The following is a 22,900-nucleotide window of genomic DNA, read 5'->3' on the forward strand; positions in this document are numbered from 1 at the left end:
AGCATGGTGGATATGGGGATGATCACGTCAGTCTTGTTGGATGGTCTGTGTTTTCCCGAAGGTCCGCGCTGGCACGAAGGGAAGCTTTTCTTCTCGGATATGCACGCCGATGCGGTGATATCTGTCGACCTCGATGGCAACACCGAAACGATCGTCGAGGTTCCAGCGCAACCTTCCGGTCTCGGCTGGCTGCCCGATGGTCGGTTGTTGGTCGTATCGATGACGGATCGGCGCCTGATGCGACTGGATTCCGGCGGACTTTCTGAGGTCGCGGACATCAGCACTCTCGCGAGTTACCACTGCAACGACATGGTAGTCGATGCTCAGGGGCGCGCGTACATCGGAAACTTCGGATCGGATCACGAGACCGGCTCGCCCGATCCCGCAGAACTCGTGCTCGTGGAGACCGATGGTCGAGCACGAGTCGTCGCGGATGATCTCGTATTCCCCAACGGTGTCGTCATCACACCTGACGGCCTCACGCTGGTCGTCGCCGAGACTTTTGCCGCCCGGCTCAGTGCATTTGATATTGAATCCGACGGATCGCTGAGCAATCGGCGCGTATGGGCCCAGTTACAGGGTGCAGTTCCCGACGGGATCTGCCTGGATGCGGAAGGCGCGATCTGGGTCGCCTCTCCAACGAGCCGGAGTTTTCTGCGCGTACTCGAAGGGGGAGAGGTCACGGATTCGATCGAAGTTCAGCAGATGGCGATCGCCTGTATGCTGGGCGGGCCCGACGGTCGGACTCTGTTCATGCTGACTTCGGAGTCGACGAAGCGCGAGGAATGTCTGGAAGCGCGCAGTGCGCGCATCGAGATCGCCCAGGTAGCCGTTGGCCACGCCGGCCGTCCCTGAAGGAGCAACGGATGGACGTGAGAAACCTGCATGGAAAGACCGCCATGGTCACAGGCGCGGGCAGTGGGATCGGCCGTGAGACCGCCTATGCACTCGCGCGAAGGGGCGCGGATCTGTTCATCTGCGATCTCGACGAATCAGGCCTGAAAGAGACACAGGAGACCATCGCAGCAATCGGTCGCGACTGTTTCGTGCAGAGGGTCGACGTCTCGATATCCGAAGAGATGCGGGCCTTCGCCGAAGGCGTGCATGCCCAGGTCGAAGCGGTCGACATCCTCGTGAACAACGCAGGAGTGGGTCTCGGCGCCAGCTTTCGCGATACCCGTCTCGAAGACTGGAACTGGATCGTCAGTATCAACCTCATGGGCGTGGTCCACGGTTGTCACTTCTTCACGCCGAAGATGATCGAACGATCCCAGGGTGGCCACGTCGTCAACGTTTCTTCAATGGCCGGTTATGTATCGGGTGAGATGCTGTGTGCGTATTCGACGACGAAGTACGCGGTTCTGGGTTTGAGCGAAGCGCTTCAGCAGGAGTTGAAAAGAGAGGGGATCGGCGTGACCGCGATCTGCCCCGGAATCATCGATACACCGATCACACGGAGTTCGAGGTTGCGCGGCGCGGTGGACTCGACCGAGATGCGCGAGCGTATGGTCGATACCTATCGCAAACGCGGTTACGGCCCGGAGCGCGTTGCGCGCAACATCCTCAAGGCGGTTCAGCGCAATCGAACCGTGGCACCCGTCTCCCCGGAGTCCTGGGTAATGTACTACGTGAAGCGCGCTGCGCCCTGGCTGGTTCAATGGATGGGACAAAAGGGAAATGAACGCGCCATGCACGAGTTAGAGCAAGGCTGAATCTGTAAATCGTGGATGCGTACTCGAAAGCGATCTATTGGACCGCGGCCTTCCTGAACATGACGCTGATCATCGGGTTCGGATTGATTGGCGTTCGTGACATCCGTCGCCGACACGTCGCCCTGCATCGCCGTCGGATGCTCACTGGCGGCAGCCTCGTAATTGCATTTCTGGTCTCATACCTGTTCAAGGCGCTCCTGCTCGGGCGCGAGCAACTCGAACTCTGGACGTCTATCCATATCTACACACTGCGTTTCCACGAGACCTGTGTGGCCGCAATGCTCCTTGCGGGGGGAGTTGCGTACTATCTGGCCACGCGTCTGGAACTCGCGGCTCCCGCCATGGATCCCGAGAAGCAGCCAGATGACGATTCCCCGCACTTCGCTCGACGAGTTCGCTGGCACAGATACGCTGGCTGGACTTCGATCGGATCGGGGGTCCTGGGGTTGACCGCTGCGCTAGTCGTGCTCTACGGGATGTACGCGCGCCTCTGAGGCATCATCTGCCTCTCCCACAATCAGGGCGAGTTTCAACAACTTGGAGCTGATTCGCAGTCCCGCACCGTCGGTCGCGCCCATATTGATCTCGAAGCGGACCTTGTTCTCCTCGACCACCAGATTGATCATCGCCTGGCCCTGTCCGAACGCCTTCGCTTCGCTCACGATCAGGAGTCCACTCTCCTTGGCCCGTCGGTCGAGTGTCTTGATATGCTTGCGACGCGATTGGCTCACGAATACCAGGTGGCACGTCTCCGCAGTACTGCCGGCGGCAAGGGTTCGCACTGTGACGGGGTTGCCGCGAACGGGTTTTCCTTCGACGGTGCTGCGCACGATCTGATCGATGGACTCTTCGGCCAGGACACAGAGGACCACGTTTTCATCTGAGCCTGCCGAGGCCGTTTCCGGCCAGCGAATGAATTTCGTGAAGTTGTAGACGAAGGCTGCTTTCAGCCGGTATTCGCGCGTGTTGTCGGGTTCCGCGAGACTTCGAGTGGGAAGGACGGCGAAAAGGAGCGACAGGACCGCAAGGGCCAGGTGCAGGAAATGTCGGCTACCGGCGTACCGTGGACGCACCTGTGCACCGCTGTCCTGCGAACAGGTGCCGGGACGCACTCGTCTTGTGCAGCCGAGCAAGGCTTTCCTCCTGAAAAGATCAATCGGCACGCGGTTTCTAATCGTGAACTGCTAGTGAAACGGCTCTGACTTGCGGGTCAGTCAGGGACACACGAGAGGCATCGGGACATTTCGCCGCCGGTCGGCGGCCGGTGGGTTCGAAAACCTGACGCGTCTGGCATCTTCGTCGAGTCTGGCAGGCGTGCGGCCGGATAGGCGCTCCGTTTCCATAACAACGCGCGCACTTTTCGATCGACTTGACCCCTGAAGCGGGTTTGAAGTCCACTGGAAAAAGGCGATGCAGACGAAACGGAAGGAGATTCGATGAGCGCCTTTCCCGATGCCCGCATGATCCAGAGCAATGGAATCCGCATGGCAGTCTACGAGCGCGGCGAGGGCCTGCCCGTGGTGTTTTCTCACGGATTTCCGGAGCTGGCCTACTCCTGGCGGCACCAGGTCGATGCGCTGGCGGGGGCCGGCTACCGAGCGATCGCGCCTGATCAGCGCGGCTATGGTGCTACCGATCGGCCTCCGCGAATCGAGGACTACGATCTGGTGCACCTGACCGGAGATCTGATCGGTCTACTCGATGCGCTCGAGATCGAAAAGGCGGTGTTCTGCGGGCACGACTGGGGAGGCATCGTCACCTGGCAACTGCCTCTTTTGCATCCCGATCGCGTCGCCGGTTTGATCGGTGTGAACACTCCGTTTCTGCCGCGCGGACCAGCGGCCCCGATCGAGCTGATGCGCCAGACCCTGGGCGGGAACTTCTACATTGTGCACTTCCAGAAGCCGGGTGAGGCCGATGTCGAGCTTGCGTCGGATGTGCCGCGGGTGTTTGAAGCTCTGATGCGCAAGCTCGACCCGGCCGAGCTCGACACGGGGGCGCCGGTCCGGAACATGGTCGAGATCGTGCGGGCTGAACCCATGCGAGGAACAGCCTTGCTCTCGAGCGAAGATATGGATGTGTACATACGCGCGTTCGAAGCCAGCGGGTTTACCGGAGGGATCAACTGGTATCGCAACCTCGATCGCAACTGGGAGTTGACGGCCGGAGTCGAACAACTCGTCACAGCACCCGGTTTGATGCTATCGGCAGCAGACGACCTGGCGCTGCCGCCTTCACTTGCAGACGGCATGGAGGCTTACGTACCCAATCTGGAGAAGCACCTGATTCCGGGATGTGGCCACTGGTCCCAGCAAGAGAAGCCCGACGAGATCAACGCCCTGATCATCGATTGGTTGAAGCGCACGTTCCCGGACGCCTGAGTGTCGGCGCCAGGCCTTGAATTCGAGCAGCCGGTCGCCGGGTTTGGCGTGTAGCGATGTGGTCTGGGCCAGGAGAAGTCTCGAGCAGCAAGCCGCGAGATGGGATCCGGGGTCGCGCTGGCGCGCGAGGCTCTGAGCGAAGCGGGGAGGGCGGGTAACGTCAAGGCTGGGGCAGGGGCCCCATGAGAATCTCCGTCGCGGAGTCCATGCGATGGACTCCGCGACAGGGAGACTCCAGAGTGTTTAGTCCTGCTTCGTGACCAGCAGAGCGCGAACCCGCGTGCTGTCGATGCCGGTCACTACGATGGCCAGGCCGATCAGGAAGGCCAACAAGGCTTCGGGCTCGGGAACCGGGTTGCTCGAGCCGCCGCCGCCGCATATGCCGAGTTCATTGCAATCGTAATCGTCCTGAGGACGGGGTCCGCCGCCTCCGCTCTCGCCTCCGCCGACTTCACCCACGGTGTGCGATACCACGCCAGTCACCAGGTTCATGGCCACGGTCGTTCCTTCGTGTTCGAAGACCAGAACGTAGCTCTCGCCGTCGCCTGAAGCGTGTGTGGCCACTGCATCCACCAGGCCGGCATTGAGCCCCGGTACCGAGTGCAGGACGAGCGGTCCGCTGCTCGTGTCGATTCTCAGGTAGAAGCCGATCGGATCACCGAGGTGATACGGCGTCGGGTCGAAGAATGAACTCGGCACCGTAGCCGCTGCATTCTGCACCATGCCTCGGTAGAGAACGATTTCCGCCTGCTCGCTCGGCGTCGCAGAGCTGAAGACGGGAATCAGCGTGCTCGGAGAGGATCCGAAAAAGAAGCCGAATTCTGATCCAGGAGCGAAGCTCGCCTCGTCGAAGAGTTCAAGCGATATCACGCTCGTGCCCGTGGGGCTCCATAGGTGAGTTCCGTCATCGGAACCGTAACCCGCGGGAAGCGTCGGAGCCCCCGTCGTCACAGCCATCGCTGGCTGCGCGCAAAGAGCCAAGAATGCACCTAGCATCAGCTGAAAGACAAATCTCTTCTGCAACATTGGACCATCTCCCTACAAGTGCAGCAATTCAGAAATGCACGCACCTGCGGAAAAGCAAGTACGGCGAAACCTCTACGGAATATGAGTGGCGGGTCGTGCGATCTGGTGGCGGGAGTTGCACATCACCCGCGGATTCCTTCGACCAGAGCCGTCTTGCGGTGTTCGAACTCCACCGCGCAAATGATCTCTTCTGCCTCTTCAAAACTCGTAGTTGCGCGCAAGCGTTCCATCAACGCATTCCAACCCGAACTAGATCGCATCTCGTCGAGATCTGAGATCTGACGCGGTATGACCGGCGTCAAGCGGACTGTGTCTCCGTCGATTTCGATCAGTGCCTGCACGGGATGGCCCGTCTTCGGGTCCACGATCTGGAGCTCACCGCGGCGCACGAGGCGTCGCAGATAACCTGCTTGCTGTCTGGGGGTCGGTGAAATCATTCGCTCTCCTCGCTCGGGTACGGCAGAGGAGATGTGCAAGGTGCGCGCCATGCCTGAAACGGCCGGTAAAGCGCTTGCCGAGGCTTGTTGCGGGTCAAAGACGCGCAACAAGCGGAAGCCAAAGGGAGTGGTGGTCAGTCTGTTTCCACCGTTGCCTCGTCCAGTGCTCGTCTGGCCGTACGCGTGACCAGGACCGTGACCGCTACAGTCATGAGCAGACCGAAGGCAAGAAACGCCCATTCGAGTGGGCTCTTTTCTTCCCCGCCGCTCGCGGCGAGTCCGGCCAATGAACCCAGGTATACGTACAGCAGAGTGCCGGGAAGCATGCCGATCGAGGCGATTGCGTAGTCCATGAAGCTCACGCGCGTGAGTCCCAGTGAGTAGTTCAGCAGGTTGAAGGGGAATACCGGAGAGAGCCTCAACAGGAACGTGATCTTGAGCCCTTCCTTTGCAATCGCGTGATCGATGGCTGCGAACTTCGGGTTTCCGGCAATCCTTGCTTCGATCGGTTTGCGCGCAAAATAGCGGGCAACGAGAAAGGCACCGCAGGCACCGAGAGTCGCGCCGATCAGTACCCAGGCGGTTCCCGAAATCACGCCGAAGATCGCCCCGGCGGCCAATGTGAGTACGACGCCGGGAACGAAGGCGACCGTGGCAAGGGCATAGCCAATGATGAAGACGATGGGCCCCCAGGCTTCGAGGGTCTGTACCCAGATCTTGAAGTCCTCTAGATAGGCACCGGCAAATCTGCGCATCACGAGGATCGCCGCGATGCTGGCGATTCCTACCAGGACCCAGTGGAGGGCAGAATTCTTGGCTGGAGTCTCTGGGGTATCACTCTGCGTCATGCTTGCCTTTGTCTCAGTTCACCCTTGATACGTTCCGGGGGCTCCAAGGGTTTCCGGATTACCAGCAGCCGCGGCGCTCAGAACGAAACACGTAGGGACTGCGTGTTGGCGAGAACCCCGCCTTCCGAAAAGCCGCCTTCCACCAGGCCGAGGATTTGAGTGTGACTCGGTAGCGGTCCCCGGGTTCGTAATCCTCGCGCGTGCTGCTGAAGAAGTGGAAATGACCCGCGATGCGGCTGCAATCCTCGAGGAAGCCCGGAATCTCAGCGGCTTCCAGGTACACCAGAGAGTTCGAGAAGATCAGGTCGAAGCTCTTTCGGGAGTCCAGCAGTGAGGGCACGAAATCGCGCATGTCCGAGCACTTCACCCGCGCCCGGAAGCGCGTCGCAATGCGCTCGTGGGCCCAGCGGCTGATCTCGCAACCGTATGGCTTCACACCCCAGCTGTCCTCGAAGTGGCTCAGGATCTCGCCAGTCGCAGCGCCCAGAACGACGACTGATTTCACGCGGATATCCAATCGCCTGAAAATCGAGATGCAGTGCTCGATTCCGCTGTGGAACAGGTAGTTCTCCGCGTAGGCGCCATGTCCGCAGTAATTCTGGAAGTACTCCCGATCCATCTGCTCCCCCGCCACTGTTCGGCGGTCCTGATCGTAGTGCAGAGAGGCATACCAAAGGCATGATTCAAATCAACCAGTCGCAAATGAATCGAAATAGGGCTCAAGCAAGTGGCGAAGCTGTCGAAGAGATTGCATGCCGGGCGGTGCTGACCGGCTCTGATACCCAGAGCGGGGTTACGGCACCAGTTGACGGCTTCCGGCCACAGAGTCGGTAATAGGAGGGGGTTTCAAATGTCGGACAATCTGATCACCGTTCGTGAAGCAGCGGATTTCCTGCGAATTTCGGCACGTACCGTCTACCGGCTGATCGAGTCGGGCCAGATCGGCGCCGTTCGCATCGGCAAGCAGTGGCGCATCCCGTCTAGCGACCTTCCCGGCGTGGCTCTGGGCGAGTTGGGGACGACCTCGGCCGCTTCCACACCAGCCCAGCCCAGCCCGACGATCAACGTCTGAGGCTCACTCAGGGGTATGGGGACCGGTCCCGGCGGGGACCGGCGCCCCGTTCCCTGCGGATTTGCGGGTCTTCGCAGGTCACCCACCCGAGACCGCATCTCCGGCGTCTTCGGGTAGCGGTGTCATATCGTTCGGGTCGTCGAGCCAACCCTCGGGCAGGACCACACGCTGGGTACCCGCCGATTTTCCACGAGGAACGCGCACCGCGCTGGGCGGGAATGGTGTCTCGCGCTCGATGTCGCCCAGGACGCTCACCAGATTCTCGAGTGAGCTGATCCGCATCAGGTCCCGACGCAACGGTTTCGACTGGGGAAAGCCCTTCGTGTACCAGGCGGCGTGTTTGCGGAAACCGCGCATCGCGTAGTCTTCGTCGAACCATTTCGCGAGCAAGCGCGCGTGCTCGAGCATGATATCCGCGACCTGCCCCTGCGTCGGAGGTGTTTGCGGCTCACGACCTTCGAACACATCGGCCAGATCGCGGAATAGCCAGGGTCGGCCCAGGCAGCCCCGGCCGACCACCACGCCATCGCAACCGGTCTGGCGCATCATGCGCAGGGCATCTCGTGCCTCCCATACATCGCCATTGCCCAGGACCGGAATCCGCGTCACGTGTTGCTTGAGTTCGGCGATCGCGGCCCAGCGAGCTTCGCCATCGTAGAGTTGGGCAGCCGTGCGCGCGTGCAGGGCAACGGCTGCGCAGCCTTCGCCTTCGGCGATGCGCCCGGCCTCGAGGAAGGTCGGGTGTTCGTCGTCGATGCCGAGGCGGAACTTGATCGTGACCGGCACCGTCCCCGCCGCCTGTACCGCCGCGCGTACGATGCTGCGCAACAGTCCCCGCTTCACGGGCAGGGCCGCGCCACCGCCGCGTCGGGTGACCTTGCGCACCGGACAGCCGAAATTCATGTCGATGTGGTCGACCAGGCCTTCACCGACCAGCCTGGCGACCGCCTTGCCTGTGTAGTGCGGATCGACGCCGTAGAGTTGTAGGCTGCGCGGCTTTTCTTCGGGGCTGAAGCCCGCCAGTTTCAGAGTCCGAGAGTGTCCTTCGACCAGCGCGCGTGCGGTGATCATTTCGCTTACGTACAGGCCTGCACCGAAACGGCCACACAGCAGGCGAAAGGGCGCGTTGGTCACGCCGGCCATGGGCGCAAGTACGACCGGAGGCCATACCGACAGTCCTCCGATTGCGACCGGTGAAAACTCCCCGGGTGCAGCGACCGCGATGTTTCGGTTCAGATCACTGGTCGCGTAGCTGGTCAAAACATCTCGTCCGCGTCGGGGTTCACGTGCAGATGAGCCGGATGCAGTACCTTGAGCGCTTCGCCGTGGGAAAACGATTCTTGCGCCGCCCATTGGCGCTCCTTCACATCGAGTCCGGCGTGAACGACTGCCAGTGATTCCGCCGTGAACTGAGCGCGGTACGCATCGATCGCCCGGTGTTTGGACTCCCGGGTATTACTGATGTCGAAGACGAGATTTGGTCGCGCAGTGAAGTAGAAAGCGACGCCTGCAAGAGAGTAGGGTTCGTAAGCTCGATCTACTTCCGGATCCGACGACGGCAGACGTTTGTGCGCGTGAAGCAGACAGGCTTCCGCCGTTGCGCGTCCGACCCGCGTGTGATCTCCGTGGGCCTCGTAGGGCACCCAGGGATCCACGCTGAAAACAAAGTCGGGTTTCACCCGGCGAATCTGTCCGATCAGTCGCGCGCGGATTTCGAAGTAATCGTAGACACCCGCATCGGGATATTCCAACCAGGTTTGTTCACACACGCCGATCGCTTCGCCGGCCTCGTGTTGTTCCGCGCGTAACTGCTCGGTGGCTGCAGCCTCCGAGAGGCTCTGGTCCAGTACGCCGACGAGGTCGTCAGTGGCGGTAACGTAGAAAACCTCCGCGCCTTCGGAAGCGAGTCGCGCGATCGTGCCTCCGGCGCCGATGTCATTGTCATCGTAGTGCGGTTGGATACAAAGCAGGCGACGGGCCCGGCTCAGATCTGGAATCGGAATCAGCATGGGCGGGGAGGGTACGAGGCGGTTGGCTCAGCCGCCAGCACGGTCTTCAGTCTTCCGACCTCGCTGCCAGAACGCCTCGATCTCGGCCGCAGGGTCGTCGGCAACGATGATCTCCTGCTGCCACCAGGCCGGCATGCGCTCGCGATAGGCCGGTTCGCCAAAACGCCTCCCCATCAGGACGATGACTGCGCGGTCGGTCGGCGTGCGCACCGCACGACCCCCGGCCTGTACCACGCGATTCATACCCGGAGCGACATAGGCGTGTTCGAAGCCCGAGCCGCGCTCGTGCTCGTAGTATTCGCGAATCAGTTCGCGCTCGAGACTCACGGCCGGAAGTCCGGGGCCGATTACGAAAACGCCGATGGCCATGTGCGCGGGGTAATCGACCCCTTCCGAGAACACACCCCCATGTACCGCACACAGCAAAAGGGTCTCGTCCTCGTTCTTTTCGAGTTGGTTCAGGAAAGGGGCGGTGGGCATGCCCGGAATCTGTACGAGCACTCGCGCCACGCTGCGAGTCAGGTGCTGCATGACTTCGTCGCGATAGGCGAAGCTGCTGAAGAACGCCAGGTAATTACCCCGCCGCTTCGACATGCAGCGCTCCAGTATTTCGGCGACCCGCGGAGCATCTTCGGAGCGCCTTCGATAGGTCGTGTCGATGTCAGGAACGCTCAGTAGCAGGCGATTCGAGGCGGGGAATGGCGAAGGGAGGTCGAGTTGCACCGTTTCGGGCCCCTGGATGCCCAGTGCGCGCGTGTAGAAGTCCGCTGGATGAAGCGTGGCGCTCATGCAGACCGCCGCGTGAAATCCCTGCAGGCGCTCGGCGATGCGCGGCGCTGGATCCAGACACAGCAGTCGTGCGCTGGTCGCTGTCCAGAGTGCAGCCGTGCGCTCCGGGTCTCCCTGAGAGAATCGGCAAAAATCGCGAATTGCACCGAGAGCTGTGCGGATCGGATCGCGCGGGCGAGGCTCCCCAGTAGCGCCCGGAAGCGTATTCGAGCGAGCGAAGCGATTCTGCGCAGCGAAGCCCGGCGCGAGTGACTCGGGTCGGCCGTCGGTCGCGATCTGCGCGTGGTAGTCGAGTGCTGCGCCGGCGACGCGAGTGCTCAGGGATTCCCAGAATTCCCGTTCAGGAGCTTCGACCCAGGGTGCGGCATCACCGCGAACCGCCGCAAGAGTCTCCGCGAATATTGTGCAGTGGGCTACGACATCGCGTAAGAGTTGGGCGATACCTCGGTACGCGTGTGCGCGCAGAGTCTCGCAGCGTTGTGCAAGTGCAGAAAGAGTGCCGAGGTCGAGTTGCGGAGAGTAGTAGTCCTGCGCGCGCGCGGGGAGATTGTGGGCTTCGTCAACGACGAGCAGGTGCTGCGCGTAGCTCTCGTCGAAGAAACGACGCAGGTACACATTGGGATCGAAGACGTAGTTGAAGTCACCGATGACCACGCTCGCATCGAGGGTGAGTTCCAGCCCGACTTCGAAGGGGCAGAGATCGGCCAGGTTCGAGTGATGTGAGATCGCGTCCGCATCCGCGACGCCCAGTTCCGCCAGGTCGTGCAAGAGACCGGATTCGTCCAGGCGTTCGCTGAAACGCCGCATCTGCGGACAGCGTCCGGGCAAGCAACCGTGTTCGTCGATCGGGCAGATGCGCTCGCGCGCGGAAATCTGCACCGCGAAGGCCCCGGAGTGTGGCGGTAGCATGCGTCCCAGAGTTTCGAGTGCGAGTTTCTGCTGTGATACCTTCGAAGTCACGAAGAAGATCTTGCGATCTTCGAGTAGCGCACGGCGCAACATGGGATGCAGTACGGCCGCCGTCTTGCCAATGCCGGTCGGGGCCGAGCACAGCATCATCAGTCCAGAGGCCGCCGCCCCTTCGACGTCGCTCATTATTATGTCTTGACCGGGGCGGATCTCGTCAAAGGGGAACGGGAGTTCTGCGGCGAAACCCGTGCGCGTCCGGGCACGACTGCGCACGCCCAGGCTCTCCCGTTCGATGCGATCCAGGCGCTCTTCGAGTGTGCGTCCGTAGGCAGAGGTCGAGAACGCGACATCGATGAATGTGGTTCTCGTTTCGAGCATCGAGAGTTCTGCGACCCGGCCTTTATGGACCTCGTGGCCGGTCCGGGAACGCAAGAGACACAGCAGACCGGCGCGCTCGATGGCACGCTCAGGTCCACCGGAGGCAGGCACGCAGCGTACGACTTCGACCACTTCGCCCGAGGAAGTCTCGAAAAGACCGTCGGCCACGCCGTCGAGGTGTACCGTGTATTCGCGCCAGGCAAACTCGAAAGCGATGCGAGTGCTCGCCAGGTATCCTTGCGGTGCTACGTGATCCAGGTACTGCGATAGCGCGTCTGCCGCGAGCGCTTCGCGGCCCGGATCGATCTCATCGTCCCAGGGGCGATGAGGGCCCGAGTCGAGCAGATCCTCGATCGAAAGATGAAGGGTCCGCGCCGTCTCGTCGAATGCGATCAACGGCGCGGACCTATCGAGTTACTTACCAGGCGGTGCCGTGGGGATCTCGCGGAACGCGACCTTCTTGTCCATGCGCGGTTCCGGCGGAAGGCGAAGCACCCGCTCCGCCAGGATATTGCGCAGGATCTCGTCGGTGCCTCCGGCGATTCTCAGACCCGGCGAGCCCAGGTAGGTCTCCTGTGGGCCGGAAATCTGCGAACCGGTGATACCCATGAGTTCGGTTGCGAACGAGCCCAGTTCCTGGGCCATTGGAGCGCCGACCATCTTTCCGATCGAGGACTCCGGGCCCGGCGTCGTACCACGCGAAAGCGCGGTCAGGGTGCGGTAACCGGTGTACTTCAAGCCCGATGCGTTCACATAGAAGTTGGCGATCTTCTGGCGGACGGCCGAATCCTCGATCGCCGGGCGACCATTCAATGTGCAGTCCTGCGCCAGACGAATCAGGTCTTCTGCCCGCATTCCTCCGCCGCCTGCGCCGATCGAAGAACGCTCGTTCATGAGCGTGGTGAGGGCGACGGCCCAACCATTGCCAACGGCGTCGACGCGATTCGAGTCCGGAACGCGTGTGTCGCTGAAGAAGACTTCATTGAAACCGCTGTCGCCGTTGATCTGTTTGATCGGACGGATCTCGATACCCGGCGACTTCATGTCGACGATGAAGTACGTCAGCCCTGCGTGCTTGGCCACATTGGGATCGGTGCGTGTGACGATCATGCCCCACTCACTGAACTGAGCGCCGGTCGTCCAGATCTTTTGACCGTTCAGCAGCCAGTCGTCGCCGTCCTTGACGGCGCTCGTGCGCAGACCCGCAAGATCGGAACCGGCGGAAGGCTCGCTGAACAACTGGCACCAGACATCGTCACCGCGCGCCATCCTCTCCAGATGCTGGCTCTTCTGCGCATCGGTTCCGTGGGCCATGATCGTCGGTCCGAGCATGCCGATACCGATGCCGAAGATATTTGCGGCCGTGGCGTACTTGCCCTCTTCCTGGTTCCAGACCACGTTGAGGTTGGATGCGACCGCGCGGCCGCCAAATTCCTTCGGCCAGGTCAGGCAGGCCCAACCGTTGTCCTTCTTGCAGGCCTGCCATTCCTTGGCCTGCTTCACGATTTCCGGATCATCGCGCTCCAGGACTCCGCCCGCTGTTTCGCCCGGCTTGAGGGGGCGGACGTGCTTGTCCAGGAAGGTCCGTGCTTCTGCGCGGAACTCAGCTTCTTCAGGTGTGTCGTTGAAATCCATGTCTATTCCTCCTTGCGCTCAGGCCGCGTTCTTGGCCACGAGGCGCTGGACCAGCTTTTCTCGCCACTCTGCCGGCGAACCGAGCACGACCGAGTCGTGCTTCGCGCGGCGGTAGAACAGGTGGCAGTCGTACTCCCATGTGTAGCCGACGCCGCCGTACATCTGGATCATCTCGACGGCGCCTAGATCGAAAGCGGTCGAAGCCGAGACGCGCGCATTGCACGCTGCGATGCCCAGTTCGTCCGAGTCCGTCGAGAGCGCCCACGCACCGTAGAAGCAGTTCGACTTGGCGAGTTCGACGGCTGCGTAGAGATCGGCGAGCCGATGCTTGATCGCCTGGAAGCTGGCGATCGGTCGGCCGAAAGCGTAGCGACCCATCGTGAAGTCCTTGGTCAGTTCGAGCACGTGGCTCGCGCCGCCGAGCTGTTCGAAGGCCAGCATGATCGCGCCGCGATCGAGCACTCGCTGGAGGACCTCCCAGCCCTGTCCGGCGTCGCCGAGTGGCTCTGCAGGCGTATTCTTGAACTCGATGTTCGCGATCGAACGAGTCGGGTCGATTGAATCGACTGGACTGCGCGTGACGCCGTCAGCACTCAGGTCGACCAGCGCGAGAGCCACTCCGTCGCCCGCTTTGGCTGCGACGATCGCGAAACTCGCAGTATTGCCATTCGCCACCGCGAGCTTCGTGCCCGTGAGCTTGCCGCCTTCGAAGCGGGTCTCGATGTTGTTCGGGTGGACTTCGCCTCGACCCTCAGCGAGCGCCAGGGTGCCGATGGCTTCGCCCGCGGCGAGAGCTGAAAGGCGATTCTTCTTCTGCTCGGGGTTTCCGGCGAGCAGGATGGCTTCGGTGGCCAGGTAGACCGATGAGTCGAAGGGGATCGGCGCGAGAGAGCGTCCGACTTCCTCGGCGATCAATACCAGTTCCAGATAGCCGAATCCCGCGCCCCCGTACTCTTCGGGGATCGTTGCGCCCTGCCATCCCATTTCGGCTGCGGCGCTCCACAGATCGGCGTCGTAGTGAAGGTCGGATTCCAGGACGTTGCGGTTCACGGCGAGAGGGGAACGCTCCTCCAGAAAGTCCCTGGCCGTCTTCTGCAGGAGCTTCTGGTCATCGGAGAAATCGAAATTCATGGGGGTCTCCGGTCAAGATTGTGACTTTGGCGAGGCTGATTCTGGCCTGTGTTGACCGGAGAATCAAACGCGCTCAATCTCCTGTCATGAAACAGCTTCAGAACCGCGTGGCGGTCATTACTGGAGGGGCGAGTGGGATCGGTCGAGCGCTGGCGCTGGAACTCGCGGGGCGCGGTTGCGATCTGGCCCTGGTCGATCTGAATCGGGCGGGTCTGGACGAAGCCGCCGAGCGGGCTCGCGCCAGTGGGCGCAAGGTGTCCACCCATATTGCCGACGTGGCCGATCGCGAACGTATGGCGAAGCTACCGGAGGAAGTGCTGGCCGAGCACGGGCGCGTCCACATCCTGGCCAATAACGCGGGTGTGAACGCGAGCGGTGCCATTGGCGAGATCTCGGTCGAAGACTTCGAGTGGGTGATCGGGATCAACTTCTGGGGAGTCGTGCACGGCTGTCACTTCTTCCTCCCCCATCTGAAGCAGCAGGACGAGGCTCATATCGTCAATCTTTCGAGCATGTTCGGATTCATCGGTGTGCCCGAGTCCGCGGCCTATTGCTCCACGAAGTTTGCGGTGCGCGGTTTCAGCGAAACGCTCTGGACCGAACTGGCCGGCACCGGGGTCGGAGTTACCAGTGTGCATCCGGGTGGAGTGAAGACCAACATCGTGCGCAGTCAGCGCACGCACGATCCCGAGAATCACGCGGAATTCGTGGACCAATTCGAAAAGGCTGCGCGCATGTCGCCTGAAGCCGCGGCGAAGCGCATCGTCCGGGCGATCGAGAAGAACAAGCAGCGCCAGCGGATCTGTGCCGAGTCCTATCTGACGGACTGGCTCAAACGGGCTCTTCCCAATGCCACGCAACACCTCATGGCCACGATCTACCGACGGCGAGGTGGGGTTCTATAGCAGTCCGCGGATACTGGACCGGTGCGCGCAAAGCGAGGAATCGATCGGGGGCGGGGCACCGCCCCCGATCTTCCTTGGTCCCTTCGCTAAACCTGGACAACGCGTCAGTCCGCCTGTGGGTTCGCGAACTCTGTTCAGATTGGCCTGGAGCGTCCTATTCGCTCGAGTGTTGCGGATCGCCCGAATCGCGGCCCTGCTCCAGTACTCGCAGGGACCGACCGCAGTGTCACCTGCCCTGTGGCGGGTCTTGACCCTGCGACGAGGAACGCGGAGTCTTCTGAGTCGAATCAGTCGAGATTCCGCAGCTTCCTCGGAACAGACTAACATCAATGAGCATGCAAGAGACACGCAAGATTTCGGCAATCATGCCAGAAGCGCCTACTCGGAATTTCGAAAGTCCAGCGTTGTGAGCGCCTTGCCTTGCAGCTTGCACGACGCTTGCGGGTCCATGAGATGCGAGGTTTCCTCGGATCCGTGGGCGTCTCGCCCGCCGGATCTCCTACTGGGCTTCCGCGTGATTGGCTGTGGCCGTCTTCTGGTTCTTCTCGCGAAGAATTGCGATCAACTGCTCTACGCCCTTGTTGCTGACGATGTCCTGGATCTGGGAGCGGAAGTTCTGGATCGTGGAGACTCCCTCGATCACCACATCGATCACTCGCCATGGAGCGCCATTCTTGGAGTGGAGGCGGTAGGTGATCAGCACACCGTCGGCTGCGCCACCGATGACCTTGGTCTGGACGGTCACATCGCTGTTCTTTTCTACGCGCGCCTTGCCGATCTCGATGGTCTCGTCGGAAAACGACTCCAGATTGCTTCCGTAGGTGAGCGCAATATGCTCCTTGAACTCGTCGCGAAACTCGATCTGTTGCGCCTCGCTCAGCTTTCTCCGGTTCTTGCCCAGGACCAGCTTGGTCATGCGGTCGAGGTTGAAGCGCTCGATCGCGAGCGCTTCGACCTGTGCGAGTCGCTGCTCGGGAGTGACGCTCTCAGCTCGCAAGATTGCGAGGAATTCATGGACCGTCTTCTCGAGGAAGGCGCGCCCCTCCGCCGCGCGATCTGCGCTGGCGGGCAGGGCAAAGAACAAAGCCGCCAGAATTCCAATGGCCACAACCGCAAAGCGTGAAAATCTACTCATCTTCTTCCTCATCGAGTTCGTACAGGGATTCGTCCGGTTCGGTGCTTTCACCACTGCGATCATTGGCGACCTGGGCTTCGCGGTTCTGCCGATACGCACCGCGCGCAAACACGTAGAAGTCCAGCGCACCCTTGCGCGCTTCGTCGATCTGTTCGAGCGCGAGGGTGCGACTGTTGATCTGGCGCACGCTGCCTCCGGGCAACAGCGGCGATGAGCCCACATTCAAGACCCAATCGATCGGCTTGGCCGTAAGATCGCGACGCCCGCTGGGTCCCATGAAAGGCAAGACCAGATATGAGCCGGCACCGAGCCCCCAGACTCCCAGGGTTTGACCGAAGTCCTCATCGCGCGTCGGCATGCCCCAACCAGTGGCCGGATCAAAAAAACCCGCGATGCCAATCGTCGAGTTCGTCACGAAACGGCCCACATCCCTTCCCGCCTGTTTGACCTCGCCCTGGAGCAGGTTGTTCACGAGCTGCCCGGGGAAATTCAGATTCAGGAACATCTGCTGCAGATGGACCCGGAAGTACTCGGGAGTGATCCAACTCCAGCCGATGGCGACCGGCTTCAAGAAGAAGCGATCCAGCGTCTCGTTGAAGTTGAAAAAGCCGCGATTGATGCCTTTGATCGGATCGATGTCCGCTTGCTCTTGCTGGGCTTCCTCGGTGATCAGCCGTTCAGGGGCCGTCGAGCCGCAGGCACTGGCCAATATCGCCAGGACCGCCAACACCCATCCACAGCGTCTCGGCGCGAACTCTCGCATCACTCGCCGTCTCCGCTGCCAAAGCTCGTCAGGAGCTTGCCGATCAAACGCTCGAGAACGACCGCGCCCTGCGTATAAGTGATCGTGTCGCCATTCCCCAGCAAATCGGGGGATCCTCCGGGTTCCAGCGACAGATACTGGTCGCCGAGCACACCCGCGGTCAGGATCGACGCCGAGGTGTCGTCGGGCAACTCGAGCGAGTCGTCTACTTCCAGGGTGACGATTGCGCGGAAGTCCTCTTCGTCGAGATCGATCCGGCGCACGGTCCCGACCTTGACACCGCCCACCACGACCGGTGCGCGTTCGGCGAGTCCGCCGACCTCATCGAAGTACGCCGTCAGCGAGAGACCGCCCGGCCCCGCGTAGTTGGCGCCCCCAACCTGGATGGACAGATAGGCGATGGCCACAAGACCGGCCAGAACGAAGAGGCCCACGAGTAGATCCCGTTGTGCTGAGTTCGGCATGGTTTGACTTCCCCAGACTCCTAGATGCCCCAGAGCGCGGTGATTACATAGTCGACTACGAGTGTCGCAACCGACGCCTGGACGACCGCTCCGGTAGTTGCGCGACTGACGCCTTCGGAGTTGGGTTCCGAGGTATAGCCGCGATAGGTAGCAATCAATCCAACCAGGATTCCGAACACGAAGGCCTTGAGCAGGCTGCCCAGGATATCATCGGAGAAGTCCAGTGCACTTTCCAGGCTCGTCAGATAGGAGCCACCGTCCACGCCCAGTACCGGGACTCCGATCACATAGCCGCCCGCGAGCGCGAAGCAGATGAAAAGGGCCGACAGCAACGGCATCACGAGTGTAAGCGCGACGGCCTTGGGCGCGGCGACGTAGTGAATGGGATCGATCGAGAGCATGCGCAGGCCGTCGAGTTGTTGGGTTGCCACCATGGCGCCGATACCCGCGGCGGTGGCGGAACCGGCGCGTCCGATGACCAGTAGCGCCGTCAGCACCGGTCCCAGTTCCCGCACCAGGGTCAAGCCGACCAGCGAGCCCATGCTCTCTTCCGCGCCAAAGCGCGACAGCGCATTGAAGCTCTGCAGGCCCATGACCATGCCGACGGCCGCGCCCGACGTACAGACGATCGCCAGCGACATGAATCCGCCCTCGAAGCACTCGTCGAGCAACCGGCGCGGGCGAAACGGAGGCGTAAACAAGCAAAGCAGGATCCGACTGCCAAACAAGCTGAACGAGCCGAGTCCTTGAATCAGCCCGATACTGCGCTGGCCGAGTGTGTGAATCGGGGTCGTCACGAAGACGGCTCTGCTTCGAAGGCGGAATAGCCGGCCGCCTGAAGGTGACGATAGAGCCGCGGATCCAGGCTGTGATCGACCTGTTTCACCGGTCCGCTGATGGCCGAGCGATCGACCACGAACACGACTTCGTCCGCCATGCGCAGGGTCGTCGCAATATTGTGATTGGTGAGGATCATCGTCACATTGGTTCGCTGGTTCACGTCCACCAGAAGGGTCTCGATCAGGCGCACCGCAATTGGATCGAGGCCAGAAAACGGTTCGTCACAGAGCAGGATTTCCGGCTCGGTGATCATCGCGCGCGCGAGTGCGACGCGTTTCATCATGCCGCCGGAGAGTTGACCCGGCAGCAGGCGCTCCACGTTTTCGAGTCCGACGGAGTCGAACATCGAACGCACTCGATCCCCGATCTCCGACCCGGGCAGGTTCGTGTGTTCGCGAAGCGGTAGTGCCACGTTGTCGAACACGCTCATCGAGTCGAGCAGTGCGCCGCCCTGGAACATCATCCCGATCTTGCGCCGCACGCGCTGGGTCTGCCGTTCGTTCAGGTCGGTGACCTCGTCGTCGCCGATCCAGATATCGCCGAAGTCAGGCTTCTGGAGGCCGCTGATCATGCGCAGCAGGGTGCTCTTGCCCGCACCACTGGCGCCCAGGACGACCGACAATCCACCCTGAGGAAATCGACAGGACAGACTGTCGAAGATCACGCGATCTTCCAGTTTCAGACGAACGTTGATGATATCGACGTGAGCCTGGCCCGGATCGGGCACTTGGGTCATGTTCCCCCCCCCGGAAGCGAACCCTGGGTTTGTTAATCGCATTCCTGTGGCAAAGGTCAACGCGGAGAGGCGCATGGCGCAGAAGCTGGATCCGAGCGAAATCATCGAGACCGTCGAACTCCTTCAGCGGAGGATCGTCGAGCGCTTTCCCGAGGCAAACCTGGGTGAGTTCTGCGGCGAAGTGCTGGGTGTCGCTCGAAAAGCCGAACTGCGCACCGCCTGGATCCGTCGCCCGATCCTGGTGTTGCGAATCGCCGTCAGCCTGCTGATCCTGGGCTTTCTCTCGATCCTGATCCGCATAGGCCTCGGCGTGGCTCCTCTGACCGCCGACCCGTCGATCGGTGATTTCGTGCAAAGCACAGAAGCTTTTTTGAGCACCTCCGTGATCGTCGGTGCCGGCGCGGTCTTTCTGGCCAGCCTCGAGCTGCGCATCAAGCGCAGGCGGGCGCTTGCGGCGATTCACGAACTTCGCGAGATGGCCCACATCGTCGACATGCACCAGCTCACCAAGGACCCGGCTCCGCCCAAGAGCGAGCGGCCCGACACGGAGTCTTCTCCCGATCGCTCGCTGAGCTCCTATGAGCTGAGTCGCTACCTGGACTACTGCAGCGAGATGCTCGCGCTCCTGTCCAAAATCGGAGCGCTCTACGCGCGGGATCTGAACGATGCCGTGGTGCTCGCCGGTGTCGACAGTTTGCAGGGGCTGGTCGACGGTCTCTCGCAGAAGGTCTGGAACAAGATGAACATCGTGAACCGCGCGAGTGAGTTCTCCGCGCGCGAGAGTTCTCCCCGCGAGTGAGTTCTCCGCGCCAGCCGACTCGGAGAGCCTGGCTCCTCGTTGAGAAATGCCTGCTAAGGTGGTGGTCGTGAGTGAACCTGAGCCTTTAGAAGAACGCCGTATCGGGGCGGTGACGGTCCTGTTCGGATCCGGCGGTGGGAAGTACCCGTCGGGGAACACACTTCTGGTCCAGGGCCGTGAAGAGTGCGTGATCATCGATCCATCGCTCGATGTAATTCCGAGGCACAAGGCGTTACCGCGCATCGATCGTATCCTGGCCAGCCACTGCCACGAGGATCACATCGCCGGGAATTTCCTCTTCCCCGAGGTTCGATGTCATCTTCACGAGGAAGACCTTCCCGGAATCCAATCGCTGGAGGCACTGCTCAAAATCTACGGCTACTCCGAAGCGACGCTCAAGGAATTCAGCAAAGTTCTGGTCGACACGTTCCATTTCGAGCCGCGGCCCGAATCGGTCGGGTTTCGCGACGGGGATGTATTCGATCTCGGGGGTGGCGTGCGCATCCGCGTGATCCACACTCCGGGGCACACGCGTGGGCACTGTGCGCTGCATATCGAGCCCGACGACGTGTTGTTCCTGGCCGATATCGATCTATCGGGCTTTGGTCCGTACTACGGAGACGCCTGGTCTGATCTGGCGTCCTTCGAACGCACTCTGGTCATGATTCGCGAGTTCGATGCGCGCTACTACGCGACGTCCCATCACATCGGCGTGCTCGACGGTCGCGAAGCTTTCCTCGAGCGACTCGACCGCTTCGAGAGCGCGATCGAAAGGCGCGAACAGAATCTGCTCGCCTATCTGGCTGAAGCCCACGATCTGGACGAAGTCGCAGAGCATCGATTCGTGTATCGCAAGGGCGCCGGGGGGGGATTCGTTACAGATGTCGAGCGACGCAGCATGGCGCAACACCTGGACCGTCTCGAGCGCGACGGTCGGGTGAAACAGGTCGAGCCGGGTCGCTACCTGGCGACCTGAGAGTGACGACGTCGACCCGTCAGCGCGTTTCGGTGTGCTTCGTCTGTATGGGCAATATCTGCCGTTCGCCCACCGCTGAGGGCATCATGCGGCACCTGGTGGCCGAAGCGGGTCTCGACGCGGTCATCGAAGTCGACAGCGCCGGTACCGGAGCCTGGCACGCCGGCAATCCGCCCGACCCGCGTTCGACAGAAGAAGCGGCGCGTAGGGGCCTGAAGCTCGTGGGTGAGGCGCGCCAGTTCGAGGCAGCCGATTTCGATCGCTTCGACTACGTGCTGGTGACCGATTCCAATCGCTACGACGATGTATGTGAACTCGCCCGTGACGTGGAGGCGCGCTCGCGGGTGCACAATTTGCTGAAGTTCGATCCGGGCTCGGATGACGATGCCCCGGTACCGGATCCCTACTACGGCGGTGCGACTGGGTTCGCCGACGTCTTCGATCTGTGCGAACTCGCGTGTCGCGGGCTGCTCGAGCACCTCCGCCGGCATCACGGCCTGAGCTGATCCGACAGCTTCGGGTTCCCGGCGGGAACAGTCCCGGGCTCAAATAGAGGGAGGCCACCCGAAGGCGGCCTCCCGCTCCCTCGACTCCCTCCCGGGTCGCTGGAGCTATGCCGACCGGTTCCGCGTCCGGGTCGGCAACCAGAAGCCCATTCCAAGAGAAGCAGAACTCAATTGGATCGAGCCTCGGAAATTCCTCGTCTAACGCTGTTGGCGTCCTCCACTGGGCCTGTCTCGGCCCCGGTTGCTCTCACGAGCCGTCTTCTCCTTCAGCAAGAGGCATGCCGGTAGCGGGGAATTATTCCAAGTAGTTGCGTTTCATCAGGTTTCCTGATTTGGTCCGGCCAAAGCCATCACGCGTAGGCAGGGAAGAGTGGAAGACCATTACCCACGAGGTGGAAACAGATTCCACTCGCATCACGATTCAGGGCAGTAGAAGCACCTTACCCAGGTTCTCCCGGTCGTGGAGGTAGTGGTGTGCCGCGGCGGCCTGCTCGAACGGAAAGGTCTTCGCGATCACCGGCTGGATGACCTCGTCGCGGGCGCAAACGGTCAGAGTCTCCAGCCAGGCTGTAACGCGATCCACCTCTTCCCAAAGGTGTCCCACGTTCACCCCGAACACGCCCTTGTTCGAATTCATGAGTTCGAGTGGGTTGAAGCGGAACCAGGGCATCTGAAATCCCGCACGCAGGAGTCCCCAGCGATTGCGGCGCTTGCCCGGAGCGCTCGCGGACATTCCGAACATGCCGAGCCTCCCGGAGGGAGCGAGCGCGCGGTAGCTCTTCGCGAAACTCTTTCCGCCTACCGCGTCCAGCACCAGTTCCACACCGCGTCCGCGCGTGATCTCCGCGACGCGCTTTTCGAAATCCTCACTCCGGTAGTCGATGGCGTGGTCCAGCCCGATCGATTCGAGGAACTCGTGCTTGCCCGCGGAGGCGGTGCCGATCGTGTGCGCACCGATGTGACGCGCCAGCTGAATTGCGGCGATTCCCACGCCGCCCCCCGCCGAGTGGATCAGCACCGTTTCACCGGCCGATAGCGAACCCATTACGACCATCAGCTGATAGGCCGTCAGGTAGTTCACGGGCAGTGCCGCGGCCTGCTGTGCGGACACACCGGCGGGACGCGCGTGCACCTGGACTTCGGGAAGGCAGATCACGTCGCTGTATCCGCCGAACTGTGTCAGGGCGAGCACGTCGCGGCCCAGCCAGTCGGATCCGACATCTCGTCCGATGGCGTCGACGATGCCCGCGATCTCGTAGCCCGGAACGACGGGCATCGCTGGCAGATCGGGATAGATGCCCATGCGGCCCATGAGGTCCGCGAAATTCACACCGGATGCTTCGACCCGAATGCGGACCTCGCCTTCCGCCGGCAGGGGGTCGTCCGCCTCTCGCAGTTCGAGAACTTCGGGTGGACCGGCCTTGGGGATCCAGATCTGTCGCATCGGAT

Annotated in this window: 25 protein-coding genes; 9 read left to right on the top strand and 16 right to left on the bottom strand. The window is 61.7% G+C overall.

Annotation, left to right across the window (positions count from 1 at the left end; all coding sequences use genetic code 11):
* Nucleotides 1-12: 12 nt before the first annotated feature.
* The 3 genes from GY725_14555 to GY725_14565 are packed head-to-tail and all read left to right on the top strand — an operon-like array spanning nucleotide 13 to nucleotide 2,206.
* On the top strand, nucleotides 13-855 hold the full coding sequence (locus GY725_14555; GenBank protein MCP4005410.1) for an SMP-30/gluconolactonase/LRE family protein: 843 nt from the start codon (nucleotides 13-15) through the stop codon (nucleotides 853-855).
* An 11-nt stretch (nucleotides 856-866) separates the two neighbouring features.
* Complete coding sequence (locus tag GY725_14560; GenBank protein MCP4005411.1) at nucleotides 867-1,712, top strand: SDR family NAD(P)-dependent oxidoreductase; 846 nt, start codon at nucleotides 867-869, stop codon at nucleotides 1,710-1,712.
* Between the two features lie 11 nt (nucleotides 1,713-1,723).
* A complete protein-coding gene (locus GY725_14565) occupies nucleotides 1,724-2,206 on the top strand; it encodes a DUF420 domain-containing protein (GenBank protein MCP4005412.1) in 483 nt (160 codons plus the stop codon).
* On the opposite strand, the gene GY725_14570 is transcribed toward GY725_14565, so the two are convergent.
* Nucleotides 2,171-2,785 carry a YfiR family protein gene (locus tag GY725_14570; protein ID MCP4005413.1) on the bottom strand — a complete coding sequence of 205 codons (615 nt, stop codon included), beginning with the start codon at nucleotides 2,783-2,785 and terminating at the stop codon, nucleotides 2,171-2,173. The two genes, GY725_14565 and GY725_14570, sit on opposite strands and share 36 nt — an antisense overlap.
* A 363-nt stretch (nucleotides 2,786-3,148) precedes the next feature.
* On the opposite strand from GY725_14570, the gene GY725_14575 reads away from it, so the two are divergent.
* Nucleotides 3,149-4,093, top strand: coding sequence for an alpha/beta hydrolase (locus GY725_14575; protein ID MCP4005414.1), 945 nt, complete (start codon nucleotides 3,149-3,151; stop codon nucleotides 4,091-4,093).
* A gap of 243 nt (nucleotides 4,094-4,336) precedes the next feature.
* On the opposite strand, the gene GY725_14580 is transcribed toward GY725_14575, so the two are convergent.
* From GY725_14580 to GY725_14595, 4 genes are all read right to left on the bottom strand, one after another.
* The gene (locus GY725_14580) at nucleotides 4,337-5,119 is read right to left on the bottom strand and encodes a hypothetical protein (GenBank protein MCP4005415.1); all 783 of its coding nucleotides are present in this window, start codon (nucleotides 5,117-5,119) and stop codon (nucleotides 4,337-4,339) included.
* 122 nt (nucleotides 5,120-5,241) lie between these two features.
* A complete protein-coding gene (locus GY725_14585) occupies nucleotides 5,242-5,556 on the bottom strand; it encodes a hypothetical protein (GenBank protein ID MCP4005416.1) in 315 nt (104 codons plus the stop codon).
* A 134-nt stretch (nucleotides 5,557-5,690) separates the two neighbouring features.
* Complete coding sequence (locus GY725_14590; GenBank protein ID MCP4005417.1) at nucleotides 5,691-6,404, bottom strand: TVP38/TMEM64 family protein; 714 nt, start codon at nucleotides 6,402-6,404, stop codon at nucleotides 5,691-5,693.
* A gap of 58 nt (nucleotides 6,405-6,462) precedes the next feature.
* The gene (locus tag GY725_14595) at nucleotides 6,463-7,023 is read right to left on the bottom strand and encodes a class I SAM-dependent methyltransferase (protein MCP4005418.1); all 561 of its coding nucleotides are present in this window, start codon (nucleotides 7,021-7,023) and stop codon (nucleotides 6,463-6,465) included.
* Between the two features lie 231 nt (nucleotides 7,024-7,254).
* Here GY725_14595 and GY725_14600 point away from each other — a divergent pair, with 231 nt between their 5' ends.
* Nucleotides 7,255-7,476 carry a helix-turn-helix domain-containing protein gene (locus tag GY725_14600; GenBank protein ID MCP4005419.1) on the top strand — a complete coding sequence of 74 codons (222 nt, stop codon included), beginning with the start codon at nucleotides 7,255-7,257 and terminating at the stop codon, nucleotides 7,474-7,476.
* Between the two features lie 78 nt (nucleotides 7,477-7,554).
* On the opposite strand, the gene dusB is transcribed toward GY725_14600, so the two are convergent.
* The 5 genes from dusB to GY725_14625 are packed head-to-tail and all read right to left on the bottom strand — an operon-like array spanning nucleotide 7,555 to nucleotide 14,327.
* Nucleotides 7,555-8,829: a tRNA dihydrouridine synthase DusB gene (dusB, locus tag GY725_14605; protein MCP4005420.1), complete on the bottom strand. Its 1,275-nt coding sequence runs from the start codon at nucleotides 8,827-8,829 to the stop codon at nucleotides 7,555-7,557.
* The gene (locus GY725_14610; GenBank protein MCP4005421.1) at nucleotides 8,733-9,485 is read right to left on the bottom strand and encodes a PIG-L family deacetylase; all 753 of its coding nucleotides are present in this window, start codon (nucleotides 9,483-9,485) and stop codon (nucleotides 8,733-8,735) included. The genes dusB and GY725_14610 overlap by 97 nt, the downstream gene beginning before the upstream one ends.
* 27 nt (nucleotides 9,486-9,512) lie before the next feature.
* Complete coding sequence (locus tag GY725_14615; protein ID MCP4005422.1) at nucleotides 9,513-11,957, bottom strand: ATP-dependent DNA helicase; 2,445 nt, start codon at nucleotides 11,955-11,957, stop codon at nucleotides 9,513-9,515.
* Nucleotides 11,958-11,975: 18 nt separating this feature from the next.
* The gene (locus GY725_14620) at nucleotides 11,976-13,196 is read right to left on the bottom strand and encodes an acyl-CoA dehydrogenase (protein MCP4005423.1); all 1,221 of its coding nucleotides are present in this window, start codon (nucleotides 13,194-13,196) and stop codon (nucleotides 11,976-11,978) included.
* 18 nt (nucleotides 13,197-13,214) lie between these two features.
* The gene (locus GY725_14625) at nucleotides 13,215-14,327 is read right to left on the bottom strand and encodes an acyl-CoA/acyl-ACP dehydrogenase (protein ID MCP4005424.1); all 1,113 of its coding nucleotides are present in this window, start codon (nucleotides 14,325-14,327) and stop codon (nucleotides 13,215-13,217) included.
* Between the two features lie 86 nt (nucleotides 14,328-14,413).
* Here GY725_14625 and GY725_14630 point away from each other — a divergent pair, with 86 nt between their 5' ends.
* The gene (locus tag GY725_14630; protein MCP4005425.1) at nucleotides 14,414-15,232 is read left to right on the top strand and encodes an SDR family NAD(P)-dependent oxidoreductase; all 819 of its coding nucleotides are present in this window, start codon (nucleotides 14,414-14,416) and stop codon (nucleotides 15,230-15,232) included.
* A 499-nt stretch (nucleotides 15,233-15,731) separates the two neighbouring features.
* Here GY725_14630 and GY725_14635 read toward each other — a convergent pair whose 3' ends face one another.
* Genes GY725_14635 through GY725_14655 form a run of 5 tightly spaced genes read right to left on the bottom strand, consistent with a single transcriptional unit; the run spans nucleotide 15,732 to nucleotide 19,170 of the window.
* On the bottom strand, nucleotides 15,732-16,367 hold the full coding sequence (locus tag GY725_14635) for an ABC transporter substrate-binding protein (GenBank protein ID MCP4005426.1): 636 nt from the start codon (nucleotides 16,365-16,367) through the stop codon (nucleotides 15,732-15,734).
* Nucleotides 16,360-17,130: a VacJ family lipoprotein gene (locus GY725_14640; protein MCP4005427.1), complete on the bottom strand. Its 771-nt coding sequence runs from the start codon at nucleotides 17,128-17,130 to the stop codon at nucleotides 16,360-16,362. Before GY725_14640 ends, GY725_14635 begins: the two co-directional genes overlap by 8 nt.
* Complete coding sequence (gene mlaD / locus GY725_14645) at nucleotides 17,130-17,594, bottom strand: outer membrane lipid asymmetry maintenance protein MlaD (protein MCP4005428.1); 465 nt, start codon at nucleotides 17,592-17,594, stop codon at nucleotides 17,130-17,132. Before mlaD ends, GY725_14640 begins: the two co-directional genes overlap by 1 nt.
* 20 nt (nucleotides 17,595-17,614) lie before the next feature.
* Complete coding sequence (locus GY725_14650; protein ID MCP4005429.1) at nucleotides 17,615-18,391, bottom strand: ABC transporter permease; 777 nt, start codon at nucleotides 18,389-18,391, stop codon at nucleotides 17,615-17,617.
* Nucleotides 18,388-19,170, bottom strand: a complete 783-nt coding sequence (locus GY725_14655) for an ATP-binding cassette domain-containing protein (GenBank protein ID MCP4005430.1) — start codon at nucleotides 19,168-19,170, stop codon at nucleotides 18,388-18,390. The genes GY725_14650 and GY725_14655 overlap by 4 nt, the downstream gene beginning before the upstream one ends.
* Before the next feature lie 73 nt (nucleotides 19,171-19,243).
* On the opposite strand from GY725_14655, the gene GY725_14660 reads away from it, so the two are divergent.
* The 3 genes from GY725_14660 to GY725_14670 all read left to right on the top strand — a co-directional run bounded on the left by GY725_14660 (nucleotide 19,244) and on the right by GY725_14670 (nucleotide 21,451).
* Complete coding sequence (locus GY725_14660) at nucleotides 19,244-19,969, top strand: hypothetical protein (GenBank protein ID MCP4005431.1); 726 nt, start codon at nucleotides 19,244-19,246, stop codon at nucleotides 19,967-19,969.
* Between the two features lie 67 nt (nucleotides 19,970-20,036).
* Nucleotides 20,037-20,945, top strand: coding sequence for an MBL fold metallo-hydrolase (locus GY725_14665; GenBank protein MCP4005432.1), 909 nt, complete (start codon nucleotides 20,037-20,039; stop codon nucleotides 20,943-20,945).
* A 2-nt stretch (nucleotides 20,946-20,947) separates the two neighbouring features.
* Nucleotides 20,948-21,451, top strand: a complete 504-nt coding sequence (locus tag GY725_14670) for a low molecular weight phosphotyrosine protein phosphatase (protein MCP4005433.1) — start codon at nucleotides 20,948-20,950, stop codon at nucleotides 21,449-21,451.
* A gap of 421 nt (nucleotides 21,452-21,872) precedes the next feature.
* Here GY725_14670 and GY725_14675 read toward each other — a convergent pair whose 3' ends face one another.
* Nucleotides 21,873-22,895: a zinc-binding dehydrogenase gene (locus tag GY725_14675; protein ID MCP4005434.1), complete on the bottom strand. Its 1,023-nt coding sequence runs from the start codon at nucleotides 22,893-22,895 to the stop codon at nucleotides 21,873-21,875.
* Nucleotides 22,896-22,900 lie beyond the last annotated feature (5 nt).

It is taken from the genome of bacterium (assembly GCA_024226335.1).
Lineage (GTDB): Bacteria > Myxococcota_A > UBA9160 > SZUA-336 > SZUA-336 > JAAELY01.